The organism is Alteromonas ponticola (genome assembly GCF_012911815.1).
Classification (GTDB): Bacteria; Pseudomonadota; Gammaproteobacteria; order Enterobacterales; family Alteromonadaceae; genus Alteromonas; species Alteromonas ponticola.
Genome location: NZ_JAATNW010000003.1, coordinates 401996 through 424904, shown reverse-complemented (window position 1 = coordinate 424904; position 22909 = coordinate 401996). Strand labels below are relative to the sequence as shown.

Sequence of the window (22909 nt, the reverse complement as noted above, 5' to 3'; positions counted from 1 at the left end):
TCATAGAAAAAAGCGGTAGAATTGCCTACCGCTTTTTTTTATTTTTTAAAGCTGGTTACCCACCTACCTAGCTTTGCCAATAAAAATTAATTCACCTTATAGGCAGGGGTATAGGTACTTACCACTTTCTTTCCAACCATTTCAAAAGAGCCGGTATAGCGATCATCTCCGGTGCCAGAAAACTCAAATTCGAACTCACTATACCAATCCAAAGGCCCTGCTTTGGTTGAAATTCGCGTTTTTTTCCTCGATAGGGAAAGCAGCTGTAGTGCATTTTTCTGGCAGTAATGTGAAACATAGGTGTGTGCTGATTCAGAAATACTGCGAATTCGCCAAAACTGAAATGCCACAAACATTAGGATGAGTAGCAGTATTAATTCACCCAGGCTCATTGCGTTGCTTTTCCCTGGGTCTGATTAAATAGTTTTCCAATTGCCTGACTGAGTACTTCGCTGCGTTCAGGGCTTCTTAGTAATGCCAGAACAGAGGCTCTAAGCGCGGGTAGCTGGACCAGGTCGGCAAAAAAGCCGGCAAAAAGCTCGCCGTTATACTGCTTCTGTTGATCAACGTGTGCACATTTCGTCAGAAACTCCCTTGTGATGTCAGGAGTAAACTGGCTGTAGTGTCGCGCGGCCAAAATACTCAGCGTATCCATATCAATCGCCGCATCGTCTGTAAGGACCGATGAGATAATATTTTGCAATCTGGCTGAAGCCAATTCTGTGTGCAGCCCTTGCAAAGCGGCGTAAAATGTCGCTTCGTCGTGCTTGTTTAGCTCCACTTCAAGCATATTAAAAAGCGCATCGGTGAGTGGGGTGTTCTCCAGTGACGTCAAAATCGCCTGTTTAACTTGCTTCGGGTAGTTGTCAAAATGCGTACAAAGTAAATCTTCAATATTGAATTCCTGCAGGCGCAAACAGGTATCGGCAATGCCTTGCACAGATAATGCCTGCCAATCCAGGCTCCCTTTTTGTCTTATGAAGTCGACTACTTTGTGGCTGTCTTTGCTAGCTGGTAACTTTAGCGTTTTGCGACACATTGCACCAAACTGGGCCATCAGTGACTGTGCAGGCTGAAACACATAGGGATTGTCCGGTAACTCGAACTTTTGGTCACCGCTAATCAGACTTTCACCTAGCGCTTCCACGACAATCTGAAGAAAATGATGGCGGGCAGCACTTACCAATAGACCGCGTTCGTCAACAGGGAGTTTTATAAACCAGATATAGTGATGCTGAGATGCTTCCCCTTGCCAGAATACGATGCCAAACCAGGCGTGTTGTTGACGCGGGCGAGGAATGACTTCACCTGCGTTCTCCCAATTCAAAAAGGTTTGGGTAGGAATCGCCTGAATACCCCGGCCCATATCGAACACTTGAAAGTTGGTTCCTGCATGAAGCAAAAATTCACTGATGGAATTGATCTCTGCTGGTGAAGACAACGTGACCCCCTTTTGACGTTGCGGTTAAAATCCCGCATATTCTATCAGTAAACGCATAAAAATGCCGTTTATAGTAATTCACTTTGATGTGAGCACACATTGTTGCTGAATAGTATTATACTTGCGCTTTTATATTGCTGGAGATGACGTGTACGACGAAATACTGCCTCTGCTCGATAGCCTGGAAGCGCAAATGAAACATAGGGGGCTGTGGTCGAACAAACGTCCTTCAGCAGCCGCATTGGCCAGTACCGAGCCTTTCGCCTGCGATTCACTCAGCTTTAATCAATGGTTACAGTTTATATTCATTCCGCGCTTTAAAGCATTGATATTAAACCACCGACCTTTGCCCGCAACGATTGCGATAAGTCCGGCAGCACAGGTTTGGCTGGCCGATGAAGTGGCGATCCAGAAAGTATTGACTGAGATTGACCAAACGGTAGCGGCCAACGCCTCCGGGAACATTGGAAATGACTGACCCTTTACGCATTCTTTATCAGGATGACAGTCTGATTGCCATAGACAAACCGCCCGGCTTGCTGGTTCATCGAAGCCCCATTGCCAAACGCGAAACCCAGTTTGCGGTGCAACAACTGCGTGATCAAGTGGGTCGCTACGTATATCCTGTGCATCGGTTGGATCGCCCCACCTCCGGAATTTTGCTGTTTGCGTTTTCTCCAGACCTGGTCAGTGCAATAGGCACGCAGTGGATGCAAAAGCAGGTACAAAAAGACTATACGGCAATTGTGAGAGGCTTTGTGAGCGGAGCAGGGCTGATTGATTACACTTTATCATTCAAGCGGGATAAATACGCGGACAAGGGCAAGCGATTGGATAACACACCACAACCCGCCTGCAGTGAATATCAAAGTATAGACAGATTCATAATTCCCCAGCCAGTCGGTCGCTATGATAATGCGCGATTCTCGCTAGTGCAGCTACACCCGGTTACAGGACGTAAGCACCAACTACGACGCCACATGGCACATATTCGGCATCCCATCATTGGCGATACGACACATGGTGATGGTAAACAGAATAAATTTCTGCGACAGCAGTTTGGTTTTGAACATCTGGCGTTGAGTTGCACTAAACTCTCTTTTTTACACCCAGTGACGAACCGAATTATTTCAATTTCGTGTCAGCCACACGCAGACATGGTAAAGTTGCTCACCAATTGGCAACAGTTTAAACAATAAATTTTTAGGGCAGTAAATGGCAAAGTTACATATATTTGCAGGCAGCGTATACGGCAATGCACAACACGTAGCGGAAGAAGTGACAAACATGCTCACCAGTGATGGGATAGAGTGTGAGTTGTTTACTGACCCGTCGGTTGATGATTTTAAACAGGCCGGCGCAATTTTAGTCATCACCTCCACAACCGGGCAAGGCGATATACCGCCGAATCTGGAATTTGTGCATTCCGAATTGAAAGACAGCTTTCCACTGTTAACTGACAAGCCCTTTGCGGTAGCAGCATTAGGCGACAGTAGTTACGATACCTTTTGTGGTGGAGGTCAACACTTTCAGGAACTTCTGAGTGAGCTTCAGGCTAAACCCGTGGCAGAAATGCTGAAGGTCGATGCACTGGAGACTTTTGAGCCTGAACAGATGGTTATGGACTGGGTTGCGGGGATCAAGGATAAGTTGGTCTAGGTTCTGTGTAAATACGCAACCGCCACGGCATTCGGGGCTGACAGGCAGCTTTTGACAAATTGTAGACTTTGAACTTAATCGAAGAAACGCGTCATTGCGGCCTGCGCCGCAATGACGTCAGTTTTTTAAGTTCACCAACTTCCGCTTTACGTACAGAGCAGACCATTATATCCGGACGTTACTACCCTACACCGTTTTCTTCAGTGTCGGTTATCCAGAAAGTTCACTATCAAGTTCATCCTTTGTGAATGTACCGAACTATGTGAATCCATAAAAGGATGGTTATAATCGGAGCCGTTGAAGCCGGTTGCTCCTTTCTGCACGGCCACATCTCTTAATTCGGTTGTCATTTCCGGACCCAGAACAGTGTCCATTGAGCCTGTTATCACCATAATATCTGCTGCGTTGTCAGGGATATTATTAACCGGATCAAGCCAGTCTGGGCATCCATAAGGAGAAAAGCGACTAGGACTGGAATCAATGACGGCGCGGTCAAATTGCGTCCCTTGTCCCAGGACGTTTGCAATCACTGCGCCTCCCAGGGACACACCGTACAGTAAGTGTCGCTCATACTGAGTATTGAGAAACGCAATTATCTCTATGTAATCCTGTATAAAGGCTTTTATCCGGCGTTTTCCTTCTGAGCGACCATACCCTCGATAATCATAAATAAACGCGTCGTAACCGCGTTCAGAAAAAGGTTGTAACTGGCTAATCATCTGGTCTGCAATCATTGCATTACCCAGCGCCATTAATATATAGCCCCTGGTGGTTTCACCCGGTAGCGTCTGCGCTTTATATCTGTATCCGTGTAATAGACGGTTGTCTGCCGTGCGAAATTGAACGCTGGTTATAAGCGGGTTATCTGCTACTCGTGCACGGTCCGGTGAAGGGGCGGCGGCGCTCCACATGGCAAACATAAACCGTTCTTTGAGCCAGCCACACACTGTTTCTTCCCGTTCTGAAGCAAAACTCATGTTCGTCACCAAAATTAACAGACTCACACAACATTTTAAGGTGTTCATATAGCTTACCTGGTTGGTAAGGATATTATCGCTTTCATAGCAGTATAGACTGTCAACGCAATTAATTGGCGGGCATCCGTTTTCGACAATTTTAAGTGCCGGAAATGGCTTATCAAAGCTTTAAGGGGGGTAGGTGAATTTGCTTTACGATAAATATGAAAAGTATGTATAAATTTGAAAGCGGATTAGTGTATTAATCCGCTCCGAAAAAACCGGTCTTCTATTTCCCTTCAATAGTAAATTTGCGGCAGTCAGTGGTTATTCAACGCTGCGTAATAATGCATTAATACCCACTTTAGCGCGTGTCTTCGCATCAACTTTCTTGACGATTATTGCCGCATATAAGCTATAGGTTCCATCCTTGCCGGGCAGATTGCCAGGCACGACCACAGAGCCCGCAGGCACTCTACCGTAGTGGATTTCACCGGTTTCACGGTCGTAAATACGCGTGCTTTGACCGATATACACGCCCATGGAAATAACCGCGCCTTCTTCAACAATAACGCCTTCTACAATTTCTGAGCGTGCACCGATAAAACAGTTGTCTTCGATAATAGTGGGGTTAGCCTGAAGTGGCTCAAGTACACCGCCAATACCCACACCACCTGATAGGTGCACGTTCTTACCAATCTGTGCGCATGAGCCTACGGTGGCCCAGGTATCTACCATGCAACCTTCGTCAACAAAGGCGCCAATGTTTACGTAAGAAGGCATGATGACCACGTTTTTGCCAATAAAGCTGCCTGTGCGCACGGCGGCGGGGGGAACAATGCGTACGCCTTCCTGTTCAAATTGTTGTTGTGAATAATCAGTGTATTTTAAGGGGACTTTGTCGAAGAAACGGCTTTCGGCACCGTCCATCACTTTATTGTTGTGTAGACGAAAGTAAAGCAACACTGCTTTTTTCAGCCATTGATGAACTACCCATTCACCGGCAATTTTTTCCGCAACGCGGGCTTCGCCACTGTTAAGCATACGAATGGCTTCGCTAACTGCAGCTTTAACTTCAGTAGACGCTTTAGACGGTGAAATACTTTCGCGCGCTTCAAAGGCGTCTTCAATGATATTTTTAATTTCAGTCATGTTATGTTGATATCTTCAAGTTGGTCGAGTTTAAATAAAATACGCTTTTTCAGTTTAATTTGCTGTTCCGGTGACAACGCTTCACCTTCATCATTACAGACGATAAATATATCTTCTGCGCGTTCACCAATGGTGGCAATTTTAGCCAGTTTCAGCACGACACCACAATCGACAAAGGCATGGCCAATTTTTGCCAGAATGCCGGGGGCATCCAGTGCTTCAAGTTCTACCAGAGTGGCATCTTCGCCGGCACCAAAAAAACGAATTTTAGTGGGGACATCCAACTGGCGCATTTGACGTGAGATTTTACGATTATTGCTGTGCGCACGGCCAGGTTTTAACAGCTGCTCAGTGATCGCCTTTTCAAGATTACGAATGCGGGATTCCGCGGTAAGTCGGGTGCCATCATTTTCTAACACGATCAGGCTATCAAACACATAGCCATCTGCGGTTACCGTAATGTGGGCATCGTGAATAGAGCAATTGCGGCTATCCAGCACCGAGGCTACCTGAGCAAATAAGGCCTTACGATCTTTACCGTAGATTAAAATTTCAGTTCCGCCTTTGGCACTGTCGTCACTGGCTCTGACTAAAATAGCGTCTGGGTTAGCCTTTAACAGGCCGTGCTGTGCCTGAATGATCTGCTGGGTATGCCAGGCAATTTGTTCCGGTGAAAAACGAATAAAGTAATCTTCTTCCAGTCGCTCCCAAAGCGTCGCCACGGCGTGTTCATCCACATTGGTGGCGCGTAGCTGTTTAGCTGCGGTTTCCCTGTGTAAATCGATGCGATCGTTAAGCGTATCGCGACACTGTAAGCCGTTATCCAGTGCTTTTTTCGTCATCAGATAAAGTTCTTTTAGTAACGACGCTTTCCAGTCATTCCATAAATTATCGTTAGTGGCGCGTATATCGGCCAGAGTGAGTGCATAGAGCAGCTCTAAATGTTTATGGGTGCGCACCGCGGTGGCAAACTCATTGATCACTTCGTGATCGTAAATATCGCGACGTTGCGCCACAACGGACATTAATAAATGATTTTCGACTAACCAGCTGATCAGTTGTGAATCCACTTTGGCGATTTCGTGTGTTTCACAGAATTTAAGCACATCAACCGCGCCTAACAGCGAATGATCACCGTTGCGACCCTTGGCGATGTCATGAAAAATTGCTGCAATATAGAGAAGCTCAGGTTTGTCCAGATTGCGCACGATACGTTTGCAACGGGGAAACTCAGTGTTGTCTTTTGAATAATAGCGATTAACGTTTTTAACCAGACGGTGGGTATGTTCATCGACCGTATAAGCATGAAACAAGTCAAACTGCATCATGCCAACAATCGCATCCCACTCTGGCAGGTAGCTTTGCAAAATGCCGTACTTATGCATGATGTCCCAGGCAAAATCGTAAAAGTGCGGTTGCTTCAGCAGCTTCATCATTCGCGTGCGGCAGCTCTGCCGTTCAACAAAATACTGGCCAATAAAGTTGCGTCTGGCATTGCGTAACTGGCGAATACAATCTGTGTCCAGACCATCTACATCTGAGGTGTTAGCTACGGTGTCGAGAAAGTCCAGTATATCTTCAGGTGAGCCAAAGACGTCATCAGCACGCGGTGAAATCATGCCATCCAATAAACAAAACTTTTCGTTTACCTGTTGAGTTTGCGACACATTGTGATCGAGCAGCTCATACCTGAAGCGTTTGAGCAGCATACTATTGAGTTCTGATACCTGGCGTACCACGCGGAAAAAGTCTCGCATCATCTGTTCGACTGCGGGCTTGCTTTCCGTGCCGTAGCCGAGTAATTCAGCCACATCTGCCTGATAATCAAATAACAAGCGGTTTTCTGAACGACCCGCAACCAGGTGCAAAGCGAAACGCATTCGCCATAAATGCATGCGACAGGAAATGAGCTCGCTATGCTCTTGTTCAGTAAAATAACCGTGGCCGACCAGGTTCCAGCCATCGTATTCTTTGAAATGTTTTTTGGCGACCCAGCCAATCGTTTGAATATCGCGCAGACAGCCGGGATTTTCCTTAATATTGGGTTCCAGGTTGTAGGCGGTGCCGTGAAATTTGGCATGACGGGCGATTTGTTCATCGTATTTTGCTTTGAAAAAAGCGCGCGACGTCCAGACTTGCTTATTGTTAACCGCTTCCCACATGGCATCAAACACACGTTCATTGCCACACAGTAGGCGGGATTCAACTAAATTTGTTGCAATGCTGATATCGTCCTTAGCCAGCTTCACCGTTTCCTTTATGGTACGTACAGATTGGCCTATATCCAGTTTAATATCCCATAACAGGGTGACAAACTGACTGACCTTTTCCTGTACCGAGGGGGGCAGATATTTTTGGCTGACAAACAATAAGTCAACATCAGAGTAGGGTTGTAAATGCCCACGGCCATAACCGCCAACCGCGCACAACGCTATGTCGTCATACTGATCCAATCCCGCCAGTTCCCATAAATGTGAGAGTGTTGCATCGACAAAAGTTGCACGGCCGGTAACCAGCTGATTGACCGCTACTCTCTCAAAAGAGTTGCTAAGCCAGGTGTAACTATCGTTTATGCACTGCTTTATCGACGCCACATCACTGATAGAATCAATGTCTTCAATCTGGTCGATTAGCTGTTGCAGGTTCAAGGTAATGGTCTCTTATTGTCAGAAGAATCCGAAAAATAATGCGGCACTTTATCATTTTTTAGATCTGTTCATAAAGCGCCAGATAGACTGAATAGTTATTCAATATGCAAATGGCGCGACTTAGTCGTGACTGATTACGCGCGGTAAGTCTTCCTCATCACGTAACGTCAACACTTCGACACCGTTTTCCGTCACTAATAATGTATGCTCCCACTGAGCACTTAAACTGCGATCTTTAGTGACCACTGTCCATTGATCAGGTAGCAGTTTGCTGTAGCGCTTACCGGCATTCACCATAGGCTCAATGGTGAAGCACATGCCCGCTTCAATTTTGTCTCCTGTGCCCGGTTTACCGTAGTGCACAATCTGTGGATCTTCGTGAAAACCCGCGCCAATTCCATGTCCACAATATTCACGTACAATTGAATAGTTATGCTTTTCAGCGTGTTGCTGGCAGGCATGTCCAATATCCCCTAGTGTAATGCCAGGTTTGACTATCTTTATCGCATTATAAAGGCTTTCCTGGGTGACCCGAATCAAACGATCTGCAAGAATACTGGGCTTGCCTACAACAAACATTTTTGAGGTGTCGCCGTGGTAGCCGTCCTTTATAACCGTGACATCAATATTCAGGGTATCACCGTCCTTGAGTTTTTTATCAGAAGGTATGCCATGACAAATGACATGGTTTACTGACGTACAGATAGACTTGGGAAAGGGTGGGTGCCCATAATTTAAAGGAGCAGGAACGGCACCCTGCACATTGACGATATAATCGTGACACAGCGTATTTAATTCATCTGTGGTCACGCCTTTTTTTACGTGAGGGGTGATCATGGTGAGTACATCAGCAGCCAATTTGCCTGCTACTCGCATTTTTTCAATTTCTTCAGCCGTTTTAATAATTGCAGCCACTGTATTCCTCAATATATAAATCTATCTTTCTTCGTACGATAAGCACATAAAGTGCTCGAATATTCTTTTATGGTAGCGTTAAGTCAGCAAGCTGTATAGTCTTGGCAACTTCTAAGGGCGGTAATGCTATGCTTTTGTGCGCCCTTTAACTTGAGTCTTGTGGCTGGTCATGGTATAAAGCGCCCGCATTTTGCAATCCTCTGTTCAAGACGATTTGAAGCAGAGGAAAATTAACTTAAATAACACACATACATCGACACTTTTTGTCGGGGTGTCCATTAAATTGGATCGATAAAAAGGGTGTATGGAGGCCTAACCCCATTTGAGGAATTAAACATGGCAAACGTTTCAATGCGTGACATGCTGAAAGCTGGCGTGCACTTTGGTCACCAAACTCGTTACTGGAACCCTAAGATGAAGTCTTACATCTTTGGTGCACGTAACAAAGTTCACATCATCAACCTTGAAAAAACTGTTCCACTTTTCAACGAAGCACTTAACTACCTTTCAGGTGTTGCTTCTAAGAAAGGTAAAATCCTTTTTGTAGGCACCAAGCGTGCTGCTGGTGAAGCGGTAAAAGAAGCTGCACAAAAATGTGATCAGTTTTATGTAAACAAGCGTTGGTTAGGTGGAATGTTGACAAACTGGAAAACAGTTCGTCAGTCAATCCGTCGTTTGAAAGACCTTGAACAGCAAAGCCAGGATGGTACTTTCGAGAAGTTGACCAAAAAAGAAGCGCTAATGTTACAGCGTGAAATGGACAAGCTTGAAAGCAGCTTAGGCGGTATTAAAGATATGGGTGGCCTGCCAGACTGTATCTTTGTAATCGATGCCGACCATGAGCACATTGCAGTAACTGAAGCACGCAACCTGGGTATCCCAGTTGTTGGTGTAGTAGATACGAATTCAAACCCAGATGGTGTTGATTACATCATCCCTGGTAACGACGATGCAATCCGTGCCATTCAGCTTTATTTAAATGCTGCTGCTGATGCAGTTAATCAAGGTCGTAACAACAACCTTGAAGCACAAGCTGAGCAAGACGACTTCGTCGAAACTGCTGAATAATACTGACATAGCTTTCTGAAAATTTTGTTTTCACTTAATTTTCAGTGATGTGAGTAGATTATTTATTTAAGGGGCGGTATGCCCCTTTTACCTATCAAATTAATTTATTGCTGAGGAATTGAAAAATGGCAGTGACTGCAGCACTAGTTAAAGAACTACGTGAGCGCACCGGCGCAGGCATGATGGATTGTAAAAAAGCTCTGATGGAAACTGATGGTGACATCGAGCTGGCCATTGAAAACATGCGTAAATCTGGTCAGGCTAAAGCAGCGAAAAAAGCAGGTCGCATTGCGGCTGAAGGCGTAATTCTGACTAAAGTTAGTGGCAATCGTGCAACGATGCTTGAACTGAACTGTGAAACTGACTTTGTTGCCCGCGACGAGGGTTTCCTGAAGTTTGGTAACCAGATCCTTGATGTTGCGCACGAAAACAACATCAACGAAATTGAAGAACTAAACAACGCAGAACTTGACGGTCAGAAGATTTCTGACGTGCGTGATACGTTAGTGGCTAAAATCGGTGAAAACATTTCTCCTCGTCGTGTTATCAACGTGGAAAGTGACAACCTTGGTGCTTACGTACACGGCGGCCGTATTGGTGTAATCACAATCTTCAACGGTGGTGATGAAGAGTTGGCGAAAGACGTAGCAATGCATGTTGCTGCTGCCAGCCCACAGTTCACTAAACCTGAGCAGGTTCCTGCTGAAGTGGTTGAGAAAGAAAAAGAGATCCAAATCGAAATCGCAATGCAGTCTGGCAAGCCAGCTGATATCGCTGAGAAAATGGTTGCGGGTCGCATGAAAAAATTCACTGGTGAAATCAGCCTGACTGGCCAGCCTTTCGTAAAAGATCCTTCAATGACGGTTGGCGAGCTTGTGAAAAGCAAAAATGCTGACGTAATTAACTTTATCCGTTTTGAAGTGGGTGAAGGGATCGAGAAAAAGTCTGAAGATTTTGCTGCTGAAGTAGCTGCGCAAATGGCTGCTGCAAAGAAATAAGTGTGACTTAGACTTTTGCATTTTGTGATTGTCCGATACACTACCAAGCACCTCATTTGAGGTGCTTTTTTATAAGTGAAGTGGTTGTGGTGTGAATGGTTGCCCTGATGCCGCAAAAAGCTAAACTTTTATACCAGTCTTAAAAAGCGTTTGTTGTGATTTTTTGGGGTCGAAAAATGACACCAGCCGCCTTGATGAGGATTACGTAACTAATGAGTATCACACCTAAATCTGCTTATCGTCGAATTTTGCTAAAGTTAAGTGGTGAAGCGTTGATGGGGGCTGAAGGGTTCGGTATCGATCCTAAAGTTCTGGATCGGATGGCGCAGGAAATTAAAGAGCTGGTTGAGCTTGGTGTTCAAGTTGGACTGGTCATAGGCGGTGGTAACCTGTTCCGTGGCGAAGGCCTGGCAAAAGCAGGAATGAATCGCGTTGTTGGCGACCATATGGGAATGCTCGCCACTGTAATGAACGGTTTAGCCATGCGTGATGCGTTGCATCGCGCGTTTGTAAACGCCCGTTTGATGTCAGCAATTCCACTGAATGGTGTTTGTGATGCCTACAATTGGGCCGAAGCAATCAGTTTGCTTAAGTCTGGACGTGTAGTGATATTTTCCGCAGGAACCGGTAATCCATTTTTTACCACAGACTCAGCCGCCTGTTTGCGTGGTATCGAAATAGAAGCTGATGCTGTATTAAAAGCAACTAAAGTGGACGGCGTCTTCAGTGACGATCCGGTTAAAAACCCAGATGCGACTTTATACAAACAGCTAACGTATCAGGAAGTGCTGGAAAAAGAATTAAAAGTGATGGATTTGTCCGCCTTCACTCTGGCGCGGGATCATAAAATTCCGATTAGAGTGTTTAATATGAATAAGCCTGGCTGCTTAAAACGCGTTGTTATGGGTGAACCTGAAGGCACGCTGATAGACCACGCTGAAAAATTAAATTAGTAAATAAATAGGAACACGATTGTGATTGATGAAATTGAAAAAGATGCTCAGGAACGTATGGAAAAAAGCGTTAGCGCATTAAAAAGTCAATTAAGTAAAATTCGCACGGGTCGTGCACACCCAAGCTTACTTGATGGCATTATGGTGCCATATTACGGCGTCGATACACCGTTGAAGCAGGTTGCGAATGTCGTCGCAGAGGACAGCCGTACACTGGCGTTAACCGTGTTTGATAAAAGCGCCATTCAAGCGGTCGAAAAAGCCATCATGCAATCTGACCTGGGGTTAAACCCGATGAGCGCTGGTGCTGCGATCAGAATACCGCTACCACCATTGACAGAAGAGCGCCGTAAGGATTTGATCCGTGTCGTTCGCAATGAGGTTGAGCAGGGCCGCGTTGCGGTGCGTAACATTCGGCGCGATGCAAACAGTGACGTAAAAGAATTACTGAAAGAAAAAGAAATCAGTGAAGATGAAAGTCGCGCAACTGAAGAAAATATTCAAACGCTGACGAACGAGTACATTAAAAAGTTGGATGTACTATTGGCAGATAAAGAAAAAGAGTTAATGGAAGTGTAAGCCGATTATGCTGGCAAAGCGGTCCCGCCAAAAAACGCAGCCTGATGAAAATCAGGCTGCTTTATTATCAGAACACGATAACGCTCAGACCTCATTTGACTCTGTGGCGGGCCCCAGGCACGTCGCAATCATTATGGATGGCAATGGACGTTGGGCTCAAAAGAAAGGTAAAATTCGCACCTTTGGGCATAAAGCGGGTGTTGAATCGGTTCGGGCAGCAGTTAAATTTGCGCGTCAATCTGATATTCAGTCGCTTACCTTGTTCGCCTTCAGCAGTGAAAACTGGAAGCGTCCGGAAGAAGAAGTGTCAGTGTTGATGGAACTGTTCAATCTGGTATTGAACAGTGAAGTAAAAAAGCTGAATAAAAATGGTGTTCGGCTAAAAGTCATCGGTGATGTATCGGCGTTTGACGAGAAGCTGGTTGACAAGATACGTAAGGCTGAAGCTTTAACTGCGGACAATGATCAACTGGTGCTCAATATCGCCGCCAATTATGGTGGACGCTGGGATATAGTGAACGCCGCCAGGCAGTTAGCCAGAAAAGTAGAGCAGGGTGAACTTGCGCCTGAACAGATTGATGAAAGTCGCTTCGATACGTTGGTTTCTACCCATGGTATGCCAGAGCTGGACTTATTAATCAGGACAGGTGGCGAACGCCGGGTGAGCAATTTTCTGTTATGGCAATGTGCCTATGCAGAGTTGTATTTTACCGATGTACTATGGCCAGATTTTAATGAAGATGCATTTCAACAAGCAGTAAACGACTTTAAATCGCGCCAGAGACGCTTTGGACTCACTGGTGAACAAGTCAGTTGAGTAAACAGTAATAAATATAAATAACCAAGGACAGTTCTCACTTAGACGAATCTGAAAGCCTAAACATGCTAAAACAAAGAATAGTCACGGCATTAATTCTTGCCCCGCTGGCATTGATTGCCATCCTTTTTTTACCGATCTGGTGGTTTGAAGTCGTCATCGCAGCAGTAGTCGGTTTAGGGGGCTACGAATGGGCGAATATGTCGGGCATCAAGGAACGACCTAAAAAATTGCTGTTTATGGCAGCCATGTTTGCATCCTGCATGCTATTAGCTTTATTGGTCGACAGCAGTGTTATCTGGTATCAAGGTCAGTTGCACGGTTTGTATCAATTTATACTGTCTATAGCCGTTATCTGGTGGATCTTCTCGTTAGCCATGATTTCAGCTTACCCCAGATATTCCAGTTATTGGCGCACCAGCGTCAAAATACGCAGTTTATTTGGCTTTTTAACCCTTATCCCCACCTGGGTCGGTGTGGTTTCTCTGCGTACCAGTTTGTTTGAAATTGACCCCCTGTACGGAGCCTCTTTAATATTCTACGTACTGGGTATCGTTTGGGCTGCTGACATCGGTGCATTTTTTGTCGGAGTAAAATTTGGTCGCCATAAATTGCGTCCCAATGTTTCACCTGGCAAAACCTTTGAAGGTCTGTTGGGCGGAATCGCCGCCTCATTTGCCATTATCGCTTTTGCAGCACTGCATTACCAGGTGGAACCATCTCGGATCTGGCTGCACCTGTTAATCGGTGGAATTACCGTAGGGGTATCTGCGCTAGGCGATCTTAACGAAAGTATGCTCAAACGGTGTGAAGGAATAAAAGACAGTGGCCGAATTTTACCGGGCCATGGCGGCATTCTGGACAGAATTGACAGCTTAACCGCTGCCTTCCCTGTATTTGCATTCTGCTATGTAATCTGGATGGCCTGATGCAAACAATCACGATACTTGGGGCCACAGGCTCCATTGGTGTTAGCACGCTTGATGTCATTCAACGGCACCCGGATAAATACCGGGTGTTTGCGTTAACAGGGCATACCCAGATTGAAAAGTTACTAATCCAGGCACAGTCTTGCGCGGCAAGGTATGTCGTGGTAGCCGATGAAGCTGCTTATACCATTGCGGTTGATTACGCTGCTTCACTCAACGAATTTCATTCTGAAATTTTGTGTGGACCGCAAGCACTGGAAGACGTGGCGAGTGCCTCGGAAGTGGACGCAGTCATGGCCGCGATAGTGGGTGCGGCAGGCTTGATGCCAACCCTTGCAGCGGTGCGCGCCGGTAAAAAGGTGTTGCTGGCAAACAAAGAAGCGCTGGTTATGTCGGGTGCTTTATTTATCGAAGCGGCTAAACAATCTAATGCGACTATTTTGCCAATAGACAGTGAACACAATGCGATTTTTCAGTGTCTTCCGCCTAATTTCGAATACGGTAATTTGGAAGCAGCGGGAATCCACAGCATTTTGTTAACAGGTTCTGGTGGTGCATTTAGAACCCGTGATTTATCGACTTTTGCTGACATCTCTGTTGAGGAAGCGTGTGCACACCCAAACTGGGATATGGGGCGCAAAATCACGGTTGATTCAGCAACCATGATGAATAAAGGTCTGGAGTTTATCGAAGCCTGCTGGTTGTTCGGTGCCAGGCCGGATAATATTTCAGTTGTTATTCATCCTCAGAGCACCATTCATTCAATGGTGCAGTATATCGATGGTTCGGTTATAGCCCAGTTAGGTAACCCTGATATGCGCACACCTATCGCGCATGCTATGGCTTATCCGCAAAGAATTGAGTCGGGGGTGAAATATCTGGATTTCGCTTCCATTGCCTCATTTGATTTTACTACGCCCTGTTTTGAGCGATACCCCTGTTTAAAACTGGCTATTGATGCCTGCAAGGAAGGTCAGTGCGCCACCACCCGTTTGAATGCAGCGAATGAAGTAGCAGTTGAAGCCTTCCTGCAAAAGCGGATAAAATTCACTCAGATTAGTGAAGTAAACAAAGAAACGCTGAATTTGTTGGAACCAATGAGTGTTTCTTCACTCCAACAAATTCTGGAGCAGGACAGACGGGCACGGGATGTGGCCAATGAGGTTATCAGAGGTTTGAGTTAGTGTTCGCATTTTTATGGAGCCTGGGGGCGTTTATCGTCGCACTGGGTATTTTAGTTGCCGTGCACGAATGGGGGCACTACTATGTGGCCCGCCGTTGCGGTGTCAAGGTAGAACGTTTCTCGATTGGCTTTGGTAAACCACTCTGGCGACGCATGGGTAAAGATGGCACTGAATATGTGATTGCTGCCATCCCATTGGGCGGATACGTCAGAATGCTTGATGAACGAGTTGATCAGGTTAAGTCTGAAGATCGACATCGGGCATTCAACAATCAATCGCTGGGCAAGCGGATGGCAATTATTGCAGCAGGCCCCGGGGTAAACTTTATTTTTGCCATACTGGCGTTATGGCTTATGTACGCCATCGGCATTCAAACCGTTAAGCCGGTAGTAGGCGATATTCAGCCAGATAGCATTGCCGCCAGAGCCAATCTGGAATCAGGCGACACCATCACCTCAATAGGAAGCAAATCAACATCTGACTGGGAGTCAGTCAATCTGGAGCTGGTATCTTACATTGGCGAAGATTCGCTGCCTGTGGAGATCAGAAAGTCATCCGGCGCACTTCGCCAACTCACTTTCGATACCCGTGATTGGCAATTCGATCCTGACAGAGAATCTGCATTAAGCAGCCTTGGATTTACCCCATTCCGACCTGATCCAACGCTCGCAATTGGAATGGTAGGAGATGGCAGTCCTGCGAGTCAGGCTGACATACAGCAAGGTGATCGCATAGTTGCGGTTGACGGTGTCAAGGTCGAACAATGGCAGGATGTAGTGTCAGTCATACAAAACCGGCCAGGTGAAGCCTTACAACTTGAGCTTGAGCGCGCAAATACAATGGTGACAACTCAAGTTACCATTGGAGAACGAGAGTCGGTTGATGGTTTGCAAGGTTATTTAGGTGTCAGTCCGGAATTTGAACCCTGGCCTGAAGGGTATGTTTTCACTCACCATTATGGCCCGGTAGAAGGGTTGATGAAGGCAGCCGATAAGACGTGGCGTCTGGTTACGCTGAGTATCCAGATGATCGGCAAGTTGATTACGGGTGATGTATCGGTCAAAAGTCTGAGTGGCCCAATATCGATAGCCCAGGGTGCTGGGGTCAGTGCCGGCTATGGATTGGTTTATTTCTTAAGTTTTCTTGCGTTGATAAGTGTCAACTTAGGCATTATCAACCTGCTTCCCTTACCAATGCTGGATGGTGGTCATTTAATGTATTATTTGATTGAACTAATTACCGGCAAACCTGTCCCTGAAAAGGTGCAGGAATGGGGATTTCGAATCGGCGGTATGTTATTGTTCACCATTATGAGTATCGCCATATTTAATGATATAAGTCGTATCACCTGATGAGTGAACAGTGAAAGTACGAAATATTAAGTAACGAGTAGCAAACTCTCTTACGTGCGCAAACAGCAAACGCGGCCAGGAAAATAAAAATAGATGAAGTTAAAACAGTTAGTAGCAGCCGGAATCGTTCTATCCAGTGCTAGCTTTGCCAACGCCCAGACAACAGACAGTGAATTTGTTGTTGAAGATATTCGAGTAGAAGGATTACAACGTGTGGCACTGGGTGCTGCACTGACCTATATGCCTGTTCAGGTAGGTGACAGATTAAATGATTTTCGAGTAACCCAGCTCATTCGATCGTTATACTCCTCTACTCACTTTGAACGTATCGCCGTATCGCGAGAAGGCAATATCCTAGTTGTCCGGGTGTCAGAGCGTCCTACCATCAGCACCATCACGTTTGATGGTAACGATGACATCAAAGATGAACAATTACAGGAAAGCCTAGACGGTAATGGTATTCGCGTAGGCGAGCCGTTGGATAAGACCGTATTGGTATCAATAGAAAATGGTCTGAAAGACTTTTTCTACAGCATTGGTAAATACAACGCTGAAGTGGACGCTATTGTCACCCCACTGCCGAGAAATCGGGTGGATTTAAAGTTTTCGTTTGAAGAAGGCGATGCTGCTGAAATCCAACAGATCAACGTCGTCGGCAATGAGTTATTCAGCGATGCTGAGTTGTTTGAAAACTGGGAGCTGCAGTTTGATACTCCCTGGTGGGATTTCCTTTCAGAAACCCGCTATCAGCAACAAACTTTGCAAGGGGATATGGAGTCCTTGCGCAATTACTACATGGATCGTGGCTATCTTCGATTTAACGTTGACTCAACGCAAGTGTCGATGACACCCGAGAAAGACGGTATTTATGTCACACTGAACGTATCTGAAGGTGAACAATACACCATTTCTGACGTTGAACTGGTTGGTGACGCGTTGGGTCACGAAGAGTACATCATGCAGGTGCTGCCGCTCACTTCCGGTGAATTGTATAATCAGGCAGAAGTCACCTATACCGAAGAGTTTATCAGTAAATATCTGGGCCGTTTTGGGTATGCCTACCCTACGGTAACTACGGTGCCAGAAATTAACGATGAAGATAAAACGGTCAAGTTAACCTTGTCGGTAGACCCTGGAAAACGTATTTACGTAAGACGTATTAATTTTAACGGGAACTCGGTCACCTCGGATGAAGTGTTGAGACAAAAAGTGGTGCAGATGGAAGGTACCTGGTTGTCAAATGCGACGTTGGAGTCATCGAAAAACGCGTTATCCCGTCTTACCTATATGGAAGAAGTGGAGTTTGAAACCATTCGAATTCCAGGGCAGGATGATGTGGTTGATGTGAATTTCAATGTTAAGGAACAGCCATCAGGCTCATTTACTGCAGGTATTGGTTACGGTGATCGCACTAAATTGAGTTTGCAGGCGGGAATTCAGCAGGACAACTTTTTGGGAACAGGTAAACGTTTAGGCTTTAATGTCAGTACCGTTTCCTATCAACGCTCTGCCCAAATCACTTATAACGATCCTTACTTTACTATCGACGGCATCAGCCTTGGTGGCAGTATCAGCTACAGTGAATTTGATGGTTCTGACTTTAACGTTATTCGTTATAACTCCAAGCAATGGTCTGTCGGCGCTAACATCGGTTATCCCATTAATGAGTTTAACCGGATAAACTTTGGTCTGACTTATTCTGACGTTGAACTGTACAACCGCGGGTATTACGAGCAGACTGAAAACTTCTACCGACAGTTTACTTCCGACAGCGATCCTGATGCAGCGGTAGAGTACGACAGCATACTGGCCAGCGTCAGCTGGAGCAGAAATACCCTTAATCGCGGCTTGTTCCCGACAGCAGGGTCGTCACAGCAGGCATCTTTCTCGATAACCACACCTGACTCGGACGTTAACTATTTTAAAACAATTTTTGATACGAAGTTTTATTTCCCACTGACTCGCAATCAGCGATGGTCAGTACTGACCAGGCTACGACTCGGTTACGGTAACGGCTATGGTGATATAGACGGTAACGATCAGATACTACCGTTCACACAAAACTTTACCGCCGGTGGCGCTGACACGCTGAGAGGATTTGAGAACAATACGGTGGGTCCACGCGGAATTGGCCGGTCTTCCCAGGTTACTACGGTAGGGCCGGATGGCAGACCTTATCCGGCTGACCCAGCCGATGATACGATTATCATTTCCCGCCGCAGTCTTGGTGGTAATGCCATGGCGTTAGGTGGTGTGGAGCTTATCGTACCAACACCGTTTGTCGAGGAAGACATGGATAATTCTGTTCGCACCAGCTTTTTTGTGGATGTGGGCAACGTTTGGGACACCGAATTTCAGTACGACGAATACAAAGACTTACAACGGGACCCGCGCAGTGGTTCTTTGTTAGACTATTCCGATTGGAAACTGTATCGTAGTTCTGCTGGAATTTCGGTACAATGGATCTCACCTATGGGTCCAATGGTATTCAGTTTCTCTCGCGCCCTAAAAGAGCGCGAAGGTGATGATGCGAAATTCTTTACGTTTAATATTGGACAAACATTTTAATACATTCGGTCTACAACCGTATAAACAACCAGAAAGGAGTTTCTTTTGAAACAGTTGGCAAAACATATCGTAGCGACAGCGATGTTTGGTAGTGCGCTTGTAAGTACATCGGCCATGGCTGAGCAAAAAATTGGTTTGGTAGATGTGCAAGGTGTGTTTCAGGCAATGCCTCAGGCGGCTGAAATCGCTAATAGCATCCGGATTGAGTTTAAAGACCAGATTGATGAAGTTAATCAGTTACAAAAAGATGGTCAGTTTTTCGCAGAACGACTTCAGCGCGATGCCGCCACCATGAGTGAGCAAGAGAAGAAAGAACTGCAAGACAAAATCATGGGCGTCAGAGAAACTCTGGCTGAAAAAGCGCAGCCGTTGGAGCAAAATATTCAGCGTCGTCAAAACGAAGAGCGCAACAAGTTACTCACGGTAATAAGAAAGGCTATTGATACAGTTGCAACTAAAGGCGATTACGACCTGGTACTTACCTCTGGTGCAGTAGCTTACTCTAAAAAAGAGCATGATTTGTCTGAAAAAGTAATGGAAGAAGTTAAGAAAGCCAACTAATTTGGTTCGTTAACACATTTCAATTGTGCTAACTTCGTAGATGTATAATCAGACCAACTTTTTTTGTTGGTCTGATTTGTTTTTACTGATGAAAAGCGTATGGTTGCCGCGCTTATAATATTAACGGCAATCTGCTTCGCCAAGTGGGCTGAGGCAGGGTGTGGCATAGGAGAAACTTTTGGCCAATTCACTCAATACGATCGATATTCAGGAAATTCTCGATCTATTACCCCATCGATACCCGTTTTTGCTTGTTGATCGCGTAACTGACTACGTTACTGGCGAATCTATCAAGGCATATAAAAATATAACAATTAATGAACCGTGTTTTATGGGGCACTTCCCCGGACAGCCAATCTTTCCCGGTGTTCTCATACTTGAAGCGATGGCGCAAGCAGCCGGCGTGTTAGGGTTTAAAACAATGGGTAAAAGCGACAAGCTGTATCTTTACGCTGGGATAGATAATGCGCGATTCAAACGTCCTGTGGTACCAGGCGACCGGCTGGACTTTGATGTTGAACTGGTAAAAGAAAAGCGCGGTATCTGGAAATTCAGAGGCAAAGCGAGCGTGAATGGTGAAGACGCCTGTATCGCAGAATTTATGTGTGCAATGAGAGAGATGAAATAACGTGATCCACCAAACCGCAGTCATATCAGACAATGCGACGATTGGAAAAAATGTCAAAATCGGTCCTTTCACGGTTATCGGCGATAATGTCACTATTGGTGACAATTGCGTACTTGAATCGCATGTCGTGGTGAAAGGCGAGACGAAAATAGGTAAAGATAACCATTTTTACCAATTCTCTTCAATCGGTGAAGATTGTCAGGATAAGAAGTATGCCGGCGAGCCGACACAGTTAATTATTGGCGATAACAATGTTTTTCGCGAAGGCTGTACAGTACACCGGGGTACGGTGCAGGACAAAAGCCTGACGAAAATAGGCTCCAATAACCTGATAATGGTTAATGCACATATTGCGCATGATTGTGTATTGGGCGACAACATCATCATTGCCAATAATGTTGCCGTTGCCGGTCACGTTCATATCGGCGATTTTGTCATTTTAGGTGGAGCATCGGGTATCCACCAGTTTTGTAAGATCGGAGCGCATGCTTTTGTGGGTGCTGGTGCCATTATTCTGCGTGACATCCCACCGTATGTCATGGTTGGGCATCAAGCCGTCCCGCAAGGTATTAATTCTGAAGGATTACGAAGAAGGGGCTTTTCCAGCGAGGCTATCATGGCCATCAAACGCGCATACAAAGCCCTATATAGAAACAATAATACTTTGGCTGAAGCTCTGGCGGTGATAAAAGAAAACGCGCAAAACCAGTCAGAACTTAATATGCTGGTGTCATTTATTGAAAATACCGAACGCGGCATTATTCGTTAATTGCTCATGAATACAAAACCAGTTCGTATTGGAATTGTCGCCGGCGAACCCTCCGGTGACGTGCTTGCTGCCGGACTGATCCGCGAACTTAAGGCCATTTTTCCGGATGCTGTCATTGAAGGTATTGGCGGCGATAATATGCAGGCGCAGGGATGTCGCTCACTTTTCGACATGGAAACTCTTTCGGTTATGGGATTAACCGAGGTGTTGAGCCATTTGCCCGCCATTTTAAAAATCAAAAAGCAACTGGTTGAGCATTTTGTTAATAACCCACCCGATGTTTACATTGGTGTAGACGCGCCTGATTTCAATCTGCGTGTCGAAGCAGAGTTAAAAAAGCATGCCATCAAGACGGTTCATTATGTCAGTCCTACCGTCTGGGCATGGCGAGAAAACCGCATCCACAAAATCGCCAAGGCCACTAACCGGGTTTTAGGACTGTTTCCTTTTGAGCACGTCGTATATGACCGTTATAAAGTGCCCTATTCGTATGTAGGCCATACGATGGCCGACATTATTCCGTTAAAGCCAGATAGGCATGCAGCACGCGAACAACTTGATTTGTCGCAGGATGCGACCATGATCGCCGTCTTGCCCGGCTCCAGGGGAGGCGAGGTCAAGACGTTGCTGCCCAGCTTTGTTGCAACCATCAAAAAAGTGTTGTCGACAAAACCTGATGCACTATTTGTTATACCCGCGGTGAACCAGCGACGATTTGAGCAGATTAATGATTTTTTGCAGATAAACGCACCCGAGTTAATTGGCAACTCTATTCAGATTTTACACGGGAAGGCCAGAGAAGCCATGATTGCCAGCAACGCAATATTATTGGCGTCAGGCACCGCAACTCTGGAGGCTATGCTGTGTAAACGTCCTATGGTGGCGGCTTATAAGCTGGCTCCGCTGACATATCGGATCATGCAACGAATTTACAAAGCCAAATATTTCAGTCTGCCGAACTTACTTGCCGATGAGCGGATTATACCTGAGTTGCTGCAAAGTGAAGTGAATCCCAATAATATGGCACGCTATCTTTTACACTTCTTGAAGCAGGACAACACGCAGCTAATTGAGAAATTTACAGCGTTGCATCAATTGTTAAAGCAGAATGCTGATAAACAAGCCGCCAAAGCGGTAGCAGAGGTGATAAATGAGTAAGCTGATTGCGGGCGTAGATGAAGTGGGCAGAGGACCACTCATTGGTGACGTTGTCACCGCAGCGGTGATTCTCGATCCTGCTAATCCAATTGAAGGATTGACTGATTCAAAAAAATTGTCGGCCAAAAAACGCGAAACTCTCGCCGCACTGATCAAACAGCGTGCATTAGCGTGGGCGATTGGCAGAGCCAGTCCCGCAGAAATTGACTCACTTAATATTCTGCATGCCACCATGCTGGCGATGACCCGTGCGGTTGATAACCTGATTATAAAACCCACGTTTGTCAGAGTTGATGGTAATCGCGTTCCTGACTGGTCATATGCTGCTCAGGCTGTGGTAAAAGGAGATAGTCTGCATGCGGAAATTTCGGCTGCCTCAATCCTGGCCAAGGTGGAAAGAGATAATGATATGTTAGTGTTACACGAACAATATCCGCAATATGGGTTTAACGGCCACAAAGGTTATCCGACACCAGCGCATTTTACTGCGCTGGCAGAGCATGGCGTGTTACCCTTGCATAGGAAAAGCTTTAAGCCGGTGCAGGCGCACCTTGCCACATGTATTGAGAAGTAA

23 protein-coding genes are annotated in these 22909 nt (G+C 45.8%); 17 read left to right on the top strand and 6 right to left on the bottom strand.

Features of this window, described 5'->3' with window-relative positions:
* Positions 1 to 86 precede the first annotated feature (86 nt).
* Together HCJ96_RS06820 and HCJ96_RS06815 are read right to left on the bottom strand one after the other, a co-directional pair.
* Positions 87 to 392, bottom strand: a complete 306-nt coding sequence (locus HCJ96_RS06820) for a DUF3301 domain-containing protein (RefSeq protein ID WP_169210279.1) — start codon at positions 390 to 392, stop codon at positions 87 to 89.
* Positions 389 to 1441, bottom strand: a complete 1053-nt coding sequence (locus tag HCJ96_RS06815) for a DUF3549 family protein (protein WP_169210278.1) — start codon at positions 1439 to 1441, stop codon at positions 389 to 391. Before HCJ96_RS06815 ends, HCJ96_RS06820 begins: the two co-directional genes overlap by 4 nt.
* Positions 1442 to 1589: 148 nt before the next feature.
* Between HCJ96_RS06815 and HCJ96_RS06810 the strand changes: the two genes are divergently transcribed.
* From HCJ96_RS06810 to HCJ96_RS06800, 3 genes are read left to right on the top strand one after another with little or no spacing between them, the layout of a single operon-like run.
* Positions 1590 to 1919 carry a YqcC family protein gene (locus HCJ96_RS06810; RefSeq protein WP_343034671.1) on the top strand — a complete coding sequence of 110 codons (330 nt, stop codon included), beginning with the start codon at positions 1590 to 1592 and terminating at the stop codon, positions 1917 to 1919.
* A complete protein-coding gene (locus tag HCJ96_RS06805; RefSeq protein ID WP_169210277.1) occupies positions 1912 to 2640 on the top strand; it encodes a pseudouridine synthase in 729 nt (242 codons plus the stop codon). The genes HCJ96_RS06810 and HCJ96_RS06805 overlap by 8 nt, the downstream gene beginning before the upstream one ends.
* 16 nt (positions 2641 to 2656) lie before the next feature.
* A complete protein-coding gene (locus HCJ96_RS06800; RefSeq protein WP_169210276.1) occupies positions 2657 to 3100 on the top strand; it encodes a flavodoxin in 444 nt (147 codons plus the stop codon).
* Between the two features lie 200 nt (positions 3101 to 3300).
* Here HCJ96_RS06800 and HCJ96_RS06795 read toward each other — a convergent pair whose 3' ends face one another.
* The 4 genes from HCJ96_RS06795 to map form a co-directional block, all read right to left on the bottom strand.
* Positions 3301 to 4077: an alpha/beta hydrolase gene (locus HCJ96_RS06795; protein ID WP_169210275.1), complete on the bottom strand. Its 777-nt coding sequence runs from the start codon at positions 4075 to 4077 to the stop codon at positions 3301 to 3303.
* Between the two features lie 306 nt (positions 4078 to 4383).
* A complete protein-coding gene (dapD, locus tag HCJ96_RS06790; protein WP_169210274.1) occupies positions 4384 to 5208 on the bottom strand; it encodes a 2,3,4,5-tetrahydropyridine-2,6-dicarboxylate N-succinyltransferase in 825 nt (274 codons plus the stop codon).
* On the bottom strand, positions 5205 to 7856 hold the full coding sequence (gene glnD / locus HCJ96_RS06785) for a [protein-PII] uridylyltransferase (protein WP_169210273.1): 2652 nt from the start codon (positions 7854 to 7856) through the stop codon (positions 5205 to 5207). Before glnD ends, dapD begins: the two co-directional genes overlap by 4 nt.
* A 120-nt stretch (positions 7857 to 7976) precedes the next feature.
* Complete coding sequence (map, locus tag HCJ96_RS06780) at positions 7977 to 8771, bottom strand: type I methionyl aminopeptidase (protein WP_169210272.1); 795 nt, start codon at positions 8769 to 8771, stop codon at positions 7977 to 7979.
* Positions 8772 to 9107: 336 nt separating this feature from the next.
* Between map and rpsB the strand changes: the two genes are divergently transcribed.
* The 14 genes from rpsB to rnhB all read left to right on the top strand — a co-directional run bounded on the left by rpsB (position 9108) and on the right by rnhB (position 22909).
* A complete protein-coding gene (gene rpsB / locus HCJ96_RS06775; protein WP_169210271.1) occupies positions 9108 to 9839 on the top strand; it encodes a 30S ribosomal protein S2 in 732 nt (243 codons plus the stop codon).
* Between the two features lie 125 nt (positions 9840 to 9964).
* Complete coding sequence (gene tsf, locus HCJ96_RS06770) at positions 9965 to 10837, top strand: translation elongation factor Ts (RefSeq protein ID WP_169210270.1); 873 nt, start codon at positions 9965 to 9967, stop codon at positions 10835 to 10837.
* A 212-nt stretch (positions 10838 to 11049) separates the two neighbouring features.
* On the top strand, positions 11050 to 11790 hold the full coding sequence (gene pyrH, locus HCJ96_RS06765) for a UMP kinase (protein ID WP_169210269.1): 741 nt from the start codon (positions 11050 to 11052) through the stop codon (positions 11788 to 11790).
* A 21-nt stretch (positions 11791 to 11811) separates the two neighbouring features.
* Complete coding sequence (gene frr, locus HCJ96_RS06760; protein ID WP_169210268.1) at positions 11812 to 12369, top strand: ribosome recycling factor; 558 nt, start codon at positions 11812 to 11814, stop codon at positions 12367 to 12369.
* 133 nt (positions 12370 to 12502) lie between these two features.
* Entirely contained in the window at positions 12503 to 13186 is a 684-nt protein-coding gene (uppS, locus tag HCJ96_RS06755; RefSeq protein WP_425483736.1) for a polyprenyl diphosphate synthase, read from the top strand.
* A 65-nt stretch (positions 13187 to 13251) separates the two neighbouring features.
* Positions 13252 to 14115, top strand: coding sequence for a phosphatidate cytidylyltransferase (locus HCJ96_RS06750; RefSeq protein WP_169210266.1), 864 nt, complete (start codon positions 13252 to 13254; stop codon positions 14113 to 14115).
* Complete coding sequence (gene ispC / locus HCJ96_RS06745) at positions 14115 to 15299, top strand: 1-deoxy-D-xylulose-5-phosphate reductoisomerase (protein WP_169210265.1); 1185 nt, start codon at positions 14115 to 14117, stop codon at positions 15297 to 15299. Before HCJ96_RS06750 ends, ispC begins: the two co-directional genes overlap by 1 nt.
* A complete protein-coding gene (gene rseP, locus HCJ96_RS06740) occupies positions 15299 to 16651 on the top strand; it encodes a sigma E protease regulator RseP (protein WP_169210264.1) in 1353 nt (450 codons plus the stop codon). The genes ispC and rseP overlap by 1 nt, the downstream gene beginning before the upstream one ends.
* A 93-nt stretch (positions 16652 to 16744) precedes the next feature.
* Positions 16745 to 19219 (top strand): outer membrane protein assembly factor BamA, encoded by a 2475-nt coding sequence (gene bamA, locus HCJ96_RS06735; RefSeq protein ID WP_169210263.1) that lies wholly within the window; start codon positions 16745 to 16747, stop codon positions 19217 to 19219.
* A 45-nt stretch (positions 19220 to 19264) separates the two neighbouring features.
* The gene (locus HCJ96_RS06730; protein ID WP_169210262.1) at positions 19265 to 19780 is read left to right on the top strand and encodes an OmpH/Skp family outer membrane protein; all 516 of its coding nucleotides are present in this window, start codon (positions 19265 to 19267) and stop codon (positions 19778 to 19780) included.
* A 178-nt stretch (positions 19781 to 19958) separates the two neighbouring features.
* Entirely contained in the window at positions 19959 to 20408 is a 450-nt protein-coding gene (gene fabZ, locus HCJ96_RS06725; protein ID WP_169210261.1) for a 3-hydroxyacyl-ACP dehydratase FabZ, read from the top strand.
* A 1-nt stretch (position 20409) separates the two neighbouring features.
* Positions 20410 to 21177 carry an acyl-ACP--UDP-N-acetylglucosamine O-acyltransferase gene (lpxA, locus tag HCJ96_RS06720; RefSeq protein WP_169210260.1) on the top strand — a complete coding sequence of 256 codons (768 nt, stop codon included), beginning with the start codon at positions 20410 to 20412 and terminating at the stop codon, positions 21175 to 21177.
* 6 nt (positions 21178 to 21183) lie between these two features.
* The gene (gene lpxB, locus HCJ96_RS06715; protein ID WP_169210259.1) at positions 21184 to 22335 is read left to right on the top strand and encodes a lipid-A-disaccharide synthase; all 1152 of its coding nucleotides are present in this window, start codon (positions 21184 to 21186) and stop codon (positions 22333 to 22335) included.
* Positions 22328 to 22909: a ribonuclease HII gene (gene rnhB, locus HCJ96_RS06710; RefSeq protein ID WP_169210258.1), complete on the top strand. Its 582-nt coding sequence runs from the start codon at positions 22328 to 22330 to the stop codon at positions 22907 to 22909. The genes lpxB and rnhB overlap by 8 nt, the downstream gene beginning before the upstream one ends.